This window comes from Pseudomonas sp. PS02303 (genome assembly GCF_029959925.1).
Classification (GTDB): domain Bacteria; phylum Pseudomonadota; class Gammaproteobacteria; order Pseudomonadales; family Pseudomonadaceae; genus Aquipseudomonas; species Aquipseudomonas mandelii.
Genome location: NZ_JASCOM010000186.1, coordinates 1 through 12,298, shown reverse-complemented (window position 1 = coordinate 12,298; position 12,298 = coordinate 1). Strand labels below are relative to the sequence as shown.

At 60.2% G+C, this 12,298-nt stretch carries 8 protein-coding genes; 5 read left to right on the top strand and 3 right to left on the bottom strand.

Translation table 11 applies throughout. The annotated features are described in order from the left end of the window. Positions 1 to 91: 91 nt before the first annotated feature. The 3 genes from QMX98_RS26405 to QMX98_RS26395 all read right to left on the bottom strand — a co-directional run bounded on the left by QMX98_RS26405 (position 92) and on the right by QMX98_RS26395 (position 2,659). Positions 92 to 2,029, bottom strand: a complete 1,938-nt coding sequence (locus QMX98_RS26405; RefSeq protein ID WP_010464341.1) for a methyl-accepting chemotaxis protein — start codon at positions 2,027 to 2,029, stop codon at positions 92 to 94. Between the two features lie 100 nt (positions 2,030 to 2,129). Continuing rightward, on the bottom strand, positions 2,130 to 2,432 hold the full coding sequence (locus tag QMX98_RS26400) for a cell division protein ZapA (RefSeq protein ID WP_010464343.1): 303 nt from the start codon (positions 2,430 to 2,432) through the stop codon (positions 2,130 to 2,132). Then, entirely contained in the window at positions 2,429 to 2,659 is a 231-nt protein-coding gene (locus tag QMX98_RS26395) for a hypothetical protein (RefSeq protein WP_010464345.1), read from the bottom strand. Before QMX98_RS26395 ends, QMX98_RS26400 begins: the two co-directional genes overlap by 4 nt. Positions 2,660 to 2,933: 274 nt before the next feature. Here QMX98_RS26395 and QMX98_RS26390 point away from each other — a divergent pair, with 274 nt between their 5' ends. The 5 genes from QMX98_RS26390 (at position 2,934) to trxC (ending at position 12,190) form a co-directional block, all read left to right on the top strand. Continuing rightward, positions 2,934 to 4,559, top strand: coding sequence for a methyl-accepting chemotaxis protein (locus tag QMX98_RS26390; protein WP_282411600.1), 1,626 nt, complete (start codon positions 2,934 to 2,936; stop codon positions 4,557 to 4,559). 286 nt (positions 4,560 to 4,845) lie between these two features. After that, positions 4,846 to 6,588: a potassium/proton antiporter gene (locus QMX98_RS26385; protein ID WP_010464348.1), complete on the top strand. Its 1,743-nt coding sequence runs from the start codon at positions 4,846 to 4,848 to the stop codon at positions 6,586 to 6,588. A 34-nt stretch (positions 6,589 to 6,622) separates the two neighbouring features. Next, positions 6,623 to 9,973, top strand: a complete 3,351-nt coding sequence (mscK, locus tag QMX98_RS26380) for a mechanosensitive channel MscK (RefSeq protein WP_010464350.1) — start codon at positions 6,623 to 6,625, stop codon at positions 9,971 to 9,973. 48 nt (positions 9,974 to 10,021) lie between these two features. Then, complete coding sequence (gene selO / locus QMX98_RS26375) at positions 10,022 to 11,485, top strand: protein adenylyltransferase SelO (RefSeq protein ID WP_282411599.1); 1,464 nt, start codon at positions 10,022 to 10,024, stop codon at positions 11,483 to 11,485. A 270-nt stretch (positions 11,486 to 11,755) separates the two neighbouring features. Next, positions 11,756 to 12,190 (top strand): thioredoxin TrxC, encoded by a 435-nt coding sequence (gene trxC / locus QMX98_RS26370; protein WP_010464355.1) that lies wholly within the window; start codon positions 11,756 to 11,758, stop codon positions 12,188 to 12,190. Positions 12,191 to 12,298 lie beyond the last annotated feature (108 nt).

The window sequence follows — 12,298 nt, the reverse complement described above, 5'->3', positions numbered from 1 at the left end:
GAGCAGGCTCGCTCCCACAGGGTCAAGTGTTCACAGATCCAATGTGGGAGCGAGCCTGCTCGCGATGACGTCAGCACAAACAACATATTTATCAGCTCAGCTTGAACCCACCCATCTGCCGCGCCAGATCATCCGCCAACCGCTGCAATGTCTGACAGTCTTCGCGACAAGCCCTGACTTCCCCTGCCGTCGCCCGGGCCAAATCGGAAATGCCCTGCACATTGCGGTTGATCTCCTCCGTCACTGCCGACTGCTCTTCCGTGGCCGTCGCCACTTGATGGTTCATGTCGCTGATGCGCTCGACCTGACCGGTAATCGCCGTCAACGACGCGCCAGTGCGCTGGCTCGATTCCACGCCGGTGCCTGTTGCTGCCTGCCCGGAGTGCATGGATGAAACCGCATTCTCCGCGCCCTGCTTGAGGCTGCCGATCATCTGCTGGATCTCATCGGTCGACGACTGCGTGCGCCGCGCCAACGTGCGCACTTCATCCGCCACGACCGCAAATCCACGGCCCATGTCTCCGGCCCGTGCGGCTTCGATGGCCGCGTTCAGTGCCAGTAAATTGGTTTGCTCGGAGATCCCGCGAATCACTGCCAGCACCTGATCGATGGATGCGACCTGATCAGCTAATTCGCCGACGGCACTGGCGGCGATGCCGATTTCGTCGGACATGCTTTCTATATGCCGGATCGACCCACCGACCACTTCCCGCGCCTGCATCGCTTCATCGCGAGCGTTCTGTGAAGCGACCGCGGCGTTACCCGCGTTCTGGGCGATTTCCTGCACGGTCAGGCCCATCTCATGAACAGCGGTGGCGACCATATCGGTCATTTCCTGCTGACGACCGGAGCGTTCGGCGGTGTTGTCCACGACCTTCGCCACTTGGCTGACCGCCGTGCGCAAACGCTCGCTGGTGGTCAGCACTTCACCGATCATCTCGCGCTGACTGTCGAGGAATCGATTAAAGCCCCGCGCCAGGTCACCCAGTTCATCGGCGCGGCTGGAATCTAACCGGTGGGTCAAATCTCCACCACCGCTACCAATGGCCACCAGCGCCGCTGTTACCTGACGGATCGGTCGCACCAGGCCACGGGCCAGTAATACCACCAGCAACAGACACACCAGCGCCACCGCCAGACCAATGCCGCTGCTCATCCACATGGCGCGACGGGCTTCGGCGTAGATCTGCGACTGTGGCACTTCGGCCACCAGGGTCCAGCCCAGATCCCGCAACGGCAGGCTCAACGCCAGATAATCTTCGCCATCGCGGACAAAGCTGCTGTTGGTGGCAACTTTTTGACCCATGACCGATTGTGCGGCGGGCGCGCCGATTTGCTCGGCCAGCGTGCGCTTGCCGCTGAACTGCGCCTCAGGGTGAACCTGGATCAAACCATCGGAACGCACGAGATAGACCTTGCCGCGCTCACCGAAGTTGAAGTTGTGGATCAGCTCCGACAGTTCTTTCATGCTCAACCCAAGCCCGGCAACGCCCACGACTTTACCGGCCTGCTCGACCTTGAGGTCGATGAACAACGCCAATTCTCCGGTCGCGGTGTCATTGTCGATATTGAGGGTGCGTGGCTGGTTACTGTCGAGGAACGCGTAGAACCAGGCGTCCTTGGGGTTGGTACGGCTGAGGGTCCGGTCCAGGCCTTTTTCAGTGAAGTAATGGTTTGAAGCCGTGCCGACGATCAGCGCGGTAAAGGCTTTGTGTTCGGCACGGATGCCTTCCAGATACTGGACGAACGCGGCGGTCTGGGCACTGTTTTCACCTCCGGCCAACCAGTCGCGCACCATGCTGTTGCTGGCGATGTCCTTGGCGGCGGTGAGGGGTTGGACGAGGATTCGTTCGATGTCGTTGCGCATCGCTTCGATGCTGGACGGCAGTGCCTGCTCGACCAGATAGCTCTGGGCAAGGCGGTTGACCACGAGGGTATAAATGCCAACCACGATCAGGATGCTGACCAGCAGGGCGGTGCCCATGCTGAGGATCAACTGCCATTGAATACTGCGTCGCCAGAACTGCATGGAGCACCCCCAAAGAATAAGAGGCTGAAACACTGCAACAGCCGTGCCGATTGTATACAACTAAACCGACAATTTATTCTTTGGTTGTGCGCAAAGCCGATCAGGCTTGATTGATCGTCTTGGAGATCACTTCAACCGTGGCGCTGACTTGCTCTTGGTAACGGTCGAGTTCCTGCTTGTGCTGCTTTTGCATTTCGATCTGCTGGGAACACAGATTCATCGCAGCCAATACCAGCAGTCGGTCACCGATCAGTGTCGGGTACTTCCTTTTGGTGTCGGCCAAGGCAGCTTTCAACATCATCGCGGCGTCCAGCAGGGTTTGCTCTTCCCCGGCCGGCGCCTTGATCGAATAGTCCTCCCCCAGGATCGAGACGACTTTTACCCCTGCGGCGCCGTGATTCATGCGCTGACCGGGCCGGCGCTGACGCGCTCAACCAGGGCCTGGATGCGGGCTGCGGTGGCGCCTTGTTTCTCTTCCTGTTCCATCAGGTTCAGTTGCAGGCTTTCGTTTTCATCCTTGGCCTGGGCCAGTTCTGTGCTCAGGGTCTGGTTGGTGGCGAGCAGGGTCTGGTTCTGTTGCACCAGGTCGCTGACCAGCTGTTCCAATTGACTAAGGGATGCTTCCAACATTTTGATTTTCCAAGCATTTCAAAGGGCGCGTACGATAAAGAAAAGTCACCACCGATGCCAGGGTTATTGGGACGCAAGGCCTTGATTTTCCTGGCGGGCGACCTTCCTCGCGAGCTTTAAAGACTGTGATTGGCGGATCTGGTTCCTGCACTTCGTCGCCGGAGCGGTTGTGCGACAAAAACGCGCAGGCCCTCAAGACTTTAGTCGTATGACCGATAAGTCACCCATACGTCAGCTTCAGCGCCGCACGGGTGCGCTCACTTTGGTAAACACCATGTCCCTTCGTAATATGAATATCGCACCGCGGGCGTTCCTCGGTTTCGCCCTGATTGGCGGTTTGATGCTGGTTCTGGGGGTGTTTGCCTTGAACCAGATGAGCAAGATTCGCGGCGCCGGCGAAGACATTGCCTCCATGAGCGTGCCGAGCATCAAAAGTCTGGACGAATTCACTCAACTGACCCTGCGCCTGCGGGTGCTGTCCTACCGCTTGCTGGTGAACCGCGAACCAGACGTGCAGCAGAAAACCTTCGAGCTGTTCGATCTGCGTAATCAGCAGATTCGTGACGCGCAGAAAGTCTACGAACCGCTGATCGAGGGCCCGCAAGAGCGTGCCGCCTACGATCAGTACGTGCAGTTGCTGGCGCAATACCGCCAACTTGAAGACCGGATGAAGACGCTCTCGCGCAACAATCAGGTCGATGAACTGCGCACAATGCTCAATAGCGAATTGCTCTCCAACTCCGAGGCCGTCAACGCGGCACTGGGCAAGTTGCTCGAGATCAATACGCAACAGATCGAAGTCACCGACACCCGGGCCGGCGAACAGTATTCAACGTCGCTCAACCTGGTCATCACCTTGTTGGTCTTTGCCAGCGGCCTGACCTTGCTGTTCGCCTGGCTCCTGACCAACAGCATCACCAAACCGATTGCCAACGCCTTGAGCGCGGCCGAAGAAATCGCCGAAGGCAACCTGACTCGCCCGATTCATGTCGATGGCGATGACGAAGCCGGCCGCTTGCTGCTGGCCATGTCGAAGATGCAGGAAAAGCTGCGCGACACCCTGCAGCGGATTTCCGGCTCGGCTACGCAACTGGCGTCCGCCGCTGAAGAACTGAACAGCGTCACCGACGAAAGCGCCCGTGGCCTGACCCAGCAGAACAACGAAATCGAACAGGCCGCCACCGCTGTCAATGAAATGACCAGCGCCGTGGAAGAAGTCGCGCGTAACGCTGTGAGCACGTCCGAAGCCTCGAAGAACGCCACCACCTCGGCCGGTGACGGCCGTGACCTGGTGCAGGAAACCGTCAGCGCCATCGAACGCATGAGCGCCGATGTGCAGAGCACCGCGACCTTGATTGGTGATCTGGCCAACGAGTCCCGTGACATCGGCAAGGTGCTGGACGTGATCCGTGGCCTGGCTGACCAGACCAACCTGCTGGCGTTGAACGCAGCGATTGAAGCCGCGCGTGCCGGTGAAGCCGGACGTGGCTTCGCAGTGGTGGCGGATGAGGTGCGTGCACTGGCGCATCGCACTCAGCAGTCGACCAGCGAGATCGAACGCATGATCGGCAGCATTCAGAGCGGCACCGAACATGCGGTGAACTCGATGCGCAACAGCACCGAACGTGCTGAATCGACCTTGAACATCGCCCGCGGGGCAGGTCTTTCGCTGGATACGATCAACAGTGCCATTGTCGAGATCAACGAGCGCAACCTGGTAATTGCCAGCGCGGCCGAAGAACAGGCGCAGGTCGCCCGTGAAGTGGATCGCAACCTGGTGAACATCCGTGATTTGTCGGTGCAATCGGCGACCGGGGCGAATCAGACGAGTGCGGCGAGCAATGAGTTGTCGCGATTGGCGCTGGACCTGAACAACATGGTTGGGCGGTTTAGCCTCTAACCGCCGACACCTTCTCTGTGGCGAGGGAGCTTGCTCCCGTTCGGCTGCGAAGCAGTCGCCAATCAGCCTGCGCGTTGAATCTGATTCACCGCGCCGCCTCTTCGGGGTCGCTGCGCGATCCAACGGGAGCAAGCTCCCTCGCCACAGGGATCAAGCTCAATCTCGGTGACGTTGTCGCTGCTGCAAAAGCTTTTTGACAGCATCACATTTCAACAGGTTAGAATCGCTGGCACGCAGACTGCATGGTCAGTTTGTGCCCGCCTTTCAGCTTTCTGGAGTACTGCCTTTGAATGCGACGACCATCAACAGCCTGTTCTTGATCGGCGCGTTGCTGGTAGGTGCGAGCATTCTGGTGAGCTCACTTTCCTCGCGCCTCGGCATCCCGATTCTGGTGATCATCCTCGCCGTGGGCATGGCCGCCGGCGTCGACGGCGGCGGCATTATCTTTGATAACTATCCCACGGCTTATCTGGTCGGCAACCTCGCCCTCGCGGTGATCCTGCTCGATGGCGGTTTGCGCACCCGCGTATCCAGCTTTCGCGTGGCGTTGTGGCCGGCGTTGTCGCTGGCCACGGTCGGGGTGTTGATCACCACCGCGCTGACCGGCATGGCCGCCGCCTGGCTGTTCAACCTGAACATGATCCAGGGTTTGCTGATCGGTGCCATCGTCGGCTCGACCGACGCCGCGGCAGTGTTCTCGCTGCTGGGCGGTAAAGGCCTGAACGAACGGGTGACTGCCAGCCTCGAAATCGAATCCGGCAGCAACGACCCGATGGCGGTGTTTCTCACCGTCACCCTGATCGACATGCTCGCCAGCGGCCAGACGGGCCTGCATTGGAGCCTGCTCGGGCATTTCGTGCGTGAATTCGGCATCGGGGCCGTGATTGGCCTCGGCGGTGGCTGGGTCATGCTGCAATTGGTCAACCGGATCAACCTCGCCAACGGCCTCTACCCGATTCTGGTGATTGCCGGCGGCCTGGCCGTCTTCGCCCTGACCAACGCCCTGCACGGCAGTGGCTTCCTGGCGGTTTACCTCTGCGGCCTGGTGATCGGCAATCGTCCGGTGCGCAGCCGCCACGGCATTCTCCACATGCTCGACGGCATGGCCTGGTTGGCACAGATCGGCATGTTCCTGGTGCTGGGGCTGCTGGTGACGCCGCATGACCTGTTGCCGATCGCCCTGCCCGCGCTGGGTCTGGCGCTGTGGATGATTCTGTTTGCACGGCCGCTGTCGGTGCTGGTCGGCCTGCTGCCGTTCAAGGCGTTCCATGGCCGCGAGAAGGCGTTTATTTCCTGGGTCGGCCTACGCGGCGCGGTCCCGATCATTCTGGCGGTGTTCCCGCTGATGGCCGGCCTGCCGGATGCCCAGCTCTACTTCAACCTTGCCTTCTTTATCGTGCTGGTGTCGCTGCTGGTGCAGGGCACGAGCCTGCCGTGGGTGGCGAAACTTTTGAAAGTGACCGTTCCGCCGGAGCCGGCACCGATCTCTCGCGCAGCGTTGGAAGTGCACGTTACCAGCGAGTGGGAGTTGTTCGTTTATCGCCTCGGCGCCGAGAAATGGTGCATCGGTTCGCCCCTTCGCGAGCTGAAAATGCCCGACGGCACGCGTATCGCCGCTCTGTTTCGTGGTCAGCAACTGCTCCATCCGTCGGGTAGTACGGTGCTCGAAGTCGATGATTTGCTGTGTGTGATCGGCCACGAGCACAATCTTCCAGCCCTCGGAAAGCTCTTCAGTCAGGCACCGCAGCGCGGCCTCGATTTGCGCTTCTTCGGCGACTTCGTGCTCGAAGGAGACGCCCAGCTGGCCGCGGTTGCGGCACTGTACGGGTTGAAAGTCGAAGGCATCGATCCAGACATGTCCCTGGGCCGATTCATTGCCCAGAAAGTCGGCGGTGCTCCCGTCGTCGGTGACCAGGTGGAGTGGAACAACACCATCTGGACCGTTGCGGTCATGGAAGGGAACAAGATCGGCAAAGTGGGCGTCAGATTCCCCGAAGGAAGTCGCCCCGGCCCGGGCTTGTTCCTCTAAACTCCAACCTTCGTCTCGTTTTCGATCGGTCTCTATGCCAACCCTGCGCACTTTTTTCATCATGGCCCTGTTGGGCTTGAGTCTTTCTGTCGGTACGTTGCAAGCGGCTGGACCGCCGACCAGCGAAGCCGTGCAGGCGAGTCTGGACAAGATCGCCGATCGCAAACTGCCGGAAGCGGATCAAAAAGCGTTGCAGGGCATCCTGCAAAACACGCTGACTCAGCTCAATAACAAACGCGATTACGATCAGAAATTGATCGATCTGAAGCAGCAACTGGCCACCGCTCCCAAGCAGAACATCGAGAACCAGCGGGAATTGGCGCGGCTGAAAGCCAGCAAGGCACAGCCAGTTGCGCAGCGCTACGCCAACCAGTCGGTCCAGCAGCTCGAGCAAGTGCTCACCGAGCGCTCGACCCAGCAAAGCGATCTGCAGAAAGCACTGGCCGACGCCAACAGTCTGGTGATTACCGCCCAGACACGACCCGAGCGCGCCCAAGCTGAAATTTCCACCAGCCAGACGCGCATCCAGCAGATCAACAACATTCTCAAGGCCGGCAAAGACAACGGCAAAGCGTTGAGCGGCGAACAGCGTGACCAGCTCAACGCCGAGCTTGCGGCACTGAATGCCTTGATCCCGCTGCGCCGCGAGGAGCTGGCCGGTAACAGCCAGTTGCAGGACCTGGGCAACAGCCAGCATGATTTGCTCACGGAAAAAACCGATCGCCTGGATCAGGAAATCCAGGAGTTGCAGACCCTGATCAATCAGAAGCGCTTGGCCCACTCCCAAGAGGCCGTCACCCAACAATCCATCGAAGCGCAGAAATCCGGCAGCAGCAGCTTGCTGGCCACCGAAAGCGCGGCGAACCTGAAACTCTCTGACTACCTGCTCAAAAACACCGACCGCCTCAACGCAATCACCCAGCAAAACCTGCAAACCAAGCAGCAACTGGACAGCGTGACCCAAAGCGATTCGGCCCTGGACGAGCAGATCAGCGTACTCAAGGGCAGCCTGCTGCTCTCCAAGATTCTCTACAAACAGAAGGCGGCCCTGCCGCGCCTCAAGCTCGACCGCGACCTCGCTGACCAGATCGCCGACATTCGCCTGTTTCAATTCGAAGTCAGCCAGCAACGGGAGCTGCTCAACAACCCGGCAACCTACGTCGACAATCTGTTGGCGACCCAACCGCCGGAGCAAGTCACCCCGCAGCTGCGCAAGAGCCTGCTGGAGCTGGCCACCACCCGCGCAGACCTGCTGGAGCGCCTCAACCGCGAACTGAGCGCGGTGCTCAACCAATCCATCACCCTGCAACTCAACCAGAAGCAACTGCTCAGTACCACGCAAAGCCTGCGGGCGACGCTCGATGAGCAGATGTTCTGGATCCCCAGCAACAAGCCGCTGGATCTGGAATGGATGCACGGCGTACCGGAGCGTTTGCAACGGCAGGTCACCACGCTGCCGTGGGCTTCCAGCCTGAGCGAATTGAGCGATGGCCTGATCCAGCGGCCGTTGTTGTTCCTGCCCCTGGTGTTGCTGATCGGCGCCCTGCTGTGGCGGCGTAAAAGCCTGTACGCCCGATTGAGCAAAGTTCACCAGGACATCGGCCACTTCAAGCGTGACAGCCAATGGCACACGCCGCAGGCCATCTTGATCAATATTCTGCTGGCGATGCCGGTCTCGCTGGGCCTGGCCTTGTGCGGCCTGGCCCTGCAGATCGACGCCCGCGGGCAGAACGCCAACATGGGCGCGGCGCTGCTGCAAATGGCCCAGGCCTGGCTGGTGTTCTACACCGCTTACCGGATTCTCGCGCCGGGCGGCGTGGCTGAACTGCATTTCCGCTGGGAAAAACCCCAGGTCGAATTCCTTCAGGGCTGGGTCCGCCGACTCGGGTTGGTGGTGATGGCATTGGTCGCCGTGGTGGCGGTGGCCGAACTGCAACCCTCGACGCTGGCGGATGACGTGCTCGGCATGCCCGTGGTGCTGACCTGCTACGCCTTGATGGCCTGGCTGCTCAGCCGTCTGCTGGTCAGCAGCCCGACGCACCAGAACGCTTCGCTGTTCCGCAAAGCAGTCGGGGTCCTGTTTACCATCCTGCCCGTGGCATTGTTCGTGGCGGTGTGCTTCGGCTACTACTACACCGCGCTGAAGCTCAGCGACCGGTTGATCAACACCCTTTACCTGCTGATGTTCTGGCTGGTGATCGAAGCCACGTTCGTTCGTGGCCTCAGCGTGGCGGCACGACGCCTGGCCTACCAACGCGCCCTGGCCAAACGCCAGGCGGCGAAAGAGGCCGGCGACGGCGAAGCGGTGATCGAAGAGCCGACGCTGGACATCGAGAAGGTCAACGAACAGTCCCTGCGACTGATTCGCCTGGCACTGCTGGGCGGTTTCATCGCGGCGCTGTATTGGGTCTGGTCCGATCTGATTTCGGTGTTTTCGTACCTGGACAACGTCACCCTCTACGAATACACCAGCGGCACCGGCGCCAATATGAGTATGGTGCCGATCAGCATCGGCGACATGCTCGGCGCGCTGATCATCATCGGCATCACATTCGCCCTCGCGCGCAACTTGCCGGGGCTGCTGGAAGTGCTGGTGCTGTCGAAGTTGAACCTGGCGCAGGGCAGCGCCTATGCCACGACCACGTTGCTGTCCTATGCGATCGCCGGCATCGGTTTCGTCTCTACCCTGTCCACCCTCGGCGTGAGCTGGGACAAGTTGCAATGGCTGGTGGCGGCGTTGTCGGTCGGCCTCGGCTTTGGCATGCAGGAGATCTTCGCCAACTTCATCTCCGGCATCATGATTCTGTTCGAACGCCCGGTGCGGATCGGCGACACCATCACCATCGGCAACCTGTCGGGCACGGTCAGCAAGATCCGTATCCGCGCCACAACCATCACCGACTTCGACCGCAAGGACATCATTGTCCCGAACAAGACGTTCATCACCGGGCAACTGATCAACTGGTCCCTGACCGACACCATTACCCGGGTGACCCTCAAGCTCGGCGTCGATTACGGTTCGGACCTGGACCTGGTGAAAGAGCTGCTGCTCAAAGCCGCGCGCGATAACCCACGCGTCCTGAAAGACCCGGAACCCCACGTGTACTTCCTGAACTTCGGCGAAAGCACCCTCGACCACGAGTTGCGCATGCACGTGCGTGACCTCGGTGACCGCAACCCGGTGCTGGACGAGGTCAACCGCTTCATCAATCGCGAGTTCAAGAAGCAGCACATCAACATCTCGTTCCGGCAGATGGAGGTTTACCTCAAGAACCTTCAAGGCCAGGAATACAAAATGGTACCGATCGATCCCGAATCCAAAACCATCGCGCCGCTGGTGGATAGCAAGGCGCCGCAAGAGCCGCCGCCCACCAAACTCGACTAACGGCCCTATCCCTAGCAGAATGCTCGGACATTCTGCTGGAGATGGCCGTTGAAACCTCTCGACGAACTGACCTTCGATAATCGCTTCGCCCGCCTGGGCGATACGTTTTCCGCCCATGTGCTGCCCGAGCCCATCGACAACCCGCGCCTGGTGGTGGCCAGCCCAGCAGCCATGGCGTTGCTCGACCTCGACCCGGCCGTGGCCGACACCCGGGAGTTCGCCGAGCTGTTCAGCGGCCATAAGCTCTGGGCGGATGCGGTCCCGAGGGCGATGGTTTATTCCGGGCATCAGTTCGGTTCTTACAACCCGCAGCTGGGCGACGGTCGCGGTTTGTTGCTGGGCGAGGTCTACAACGAGGCCGGCGAACACTGGGACCTGCACCTCAAGGGCGCCGGTCAGACACCCTTTTCGCGCATGGGCGATGGACGCGCGGTACTGCGCTCGTCGATCCGCGAGTTTCTCGCCTCCGAAGCACTGAATGCCCTGAACATCCCGACTACCCGCGCCCTGTGCGTGATCGGCTCCGACACCCCGGTGTGGCGCGAGAAGCAGGAACGCGCGGCCATGGTCCTGCGCCTGGCGCCGAGCCATGTGCGTTTCGGGCATTTCGAATATTTCTACTACACCAAACGCCCCGAGAAGCAGAAAGAACTCGGCGAGCACGTATTGGCCATGCATTTCCCCGAGTGCCTGGAACAACCGGAACCGTATCTGGCGATGTTCCGCGAAATCGTCGAACGCAATGCCGAGCTGATCGCCAAATGGCAGGCGTACGGCTTCTGCCACGGCGTGATGAACACCGACAACATGTCGATCCTTGGCATCACCTTCGACTTCGGACCGTTCGCCTTTCTCGACGACTTCGACGCCCATTTCATCTGCAATCACTCGGATGATCAGGGCCGGTATTCCTTCAGCAACCAGGTGCCGATCGGCCAGTGGAACCTCAGCGCCCTCGCCCAGGCACTGACGCCGTTCATCAGCGTCGACGCCCTGCGCGAAACCCTTGGCCTGTACTTGCCGCTGTACCAGGCCCACTACCTGGACCTGATGCGCCGCCGCCTCGGCCTCACCACCGCTGAAGACGATGACCAGAAACTGCTGGAACACCTGCTGCAACTGATGCAGAACAGCGGCGTCGATTACACCTTGTTCTTCCGTCGCCTGGGGGATGAATCACCGGAATTGGCCGTCGCCCGCTTGCGCGATGACTTCGTCGACATCAAAGGCTTCGATGCCTGGGCCGAGCTGTATGTCGCCCGGGTTGCCCGCGAAGGCGAGATAGATCAGGAGCAGCGGCGCAAGCGGATGCACGCGGTCAATCCGTTGTACATCCTGCGTAACTACCTGGCGCAGAAAGCCATCGACGCGGCAGAGAGCGGCGACTATTCAGAGGTTCGGCGACTGCATGAGGTGTTGAGCAATCCATTCGACGAGCAAGCGGGGATGGAAAGCTACGCCGAGCGGCCGCCGGAGTGGGGGAAACATTTGGAGATCAGTTGTTCGTCGTGATGCTGGTCAGTCCAGGGGATCCATGGCACTGACGACGCGAGCAACGATGTCTGCCATCGTAACGTCATCAAGTCGCTCAATGAACCTGGCTGAGCCGTCGCGCACACGCTGCTCAATATCAAAACTACGTACCTGATTACAAACCGCGACACCGTTTGTTTCTCCCGAATATGTGAGCATCACCGTGCCTGCCCGGTTGTGTTGTCTTGATAAACGTAGCGTGCGACTCCAAATCAGTTTTAGACAGCCCAAACATTCAGAGCTCCGACCATGACCGACCCACTCCTCATCCCCTGCCCCCACTGCAACGGCCTCAACCGCATCCCCGCCGAACGCCTCAACGACCATCCAAAGTGCGGCCGCTGCAAGGCCCAGGTCCTGCTGAGCAAGCCGTTCGAATTGAAGCAAGGCGATTACGCCAGTCAGATCAAGGGTGATCTGCCGCTGCTGGTGGACGTGTGGGCGCAGTGGTGTGGGCCGTGCAAGTCGTTTGCGCCGGTGTTCGAGCAGGCGGCAGGGCAATTGGCGGGTAAGTGTCGGCTGGCCAAGCTGGACAGCGAGGCGAATCAGCAATTGTCGGCGCAGTTGGGGATTCGCTCGATTCCGAGTCTGATCCTGTTCAAGAACGGCCGGGAAGTGGCGCGTCAGAGCGGGGCGTTTCCGTTACCGCAGTTGATGAGCTGGTTGCGTAGCCAGGGGATCTGAACGAGATCTCGTCATCACCCCGCAACTGTAGGAGCGAGGCTTGCCCGCGAAGAGGGCATAACATTCAACACTACAGTTGACTGCCAGATCGTCTTCGCGGGCAAGCCT

What these genes read in the sequence shown, in the direction of transcription:
- QMX98_RS26405 (WP_010464341.1), bottom strand. Translation starts at nt 2,029, where the DNA reads ATGCAGTTCTGGCGACGCAGTATTCAATGGCAGTTGATCCTCAGCATG.
- QMX98_RS26400 (WP_010464343.1), bottom strand. Translation starts at nt 2,432, where the DNA reads ATGAATCACGGCGCCGCAGGGGTAAAAGTCGTCTCGATCCTGGGGGAG.
- QMX98_RS26395 (WP_010464345.1), bottom strand. Translation starts at nt 2,659, where the DNA reads ATGTTGGAAGCATCCCTTAGTCAATTGGAACAGCTGGTCAGCGACCTG.
- QMX98_RS26390 (WP_282411600.1), top strand. Translation starts at nt 2,934, where the DNA reads ATGTCCCTTCGTAATATGAATATCGCACCGCGGGCGTTCCTCGGTTTC.
- mscK (WP_010464350.1), top strand. Translation starts at nt 6,623, where the DNA reads ATGCCAACCCTGCGCACTTTTTTCATCATGGCCCTGTTGGGCTTGAGT.
- trxC (WP_010464355.1), top strand. Translation starts at nt 11,756, where the DNA reads ATGACCGACCCACTCCTCATCCCCTGCCCCCACTGCAACGGCCTCAAC.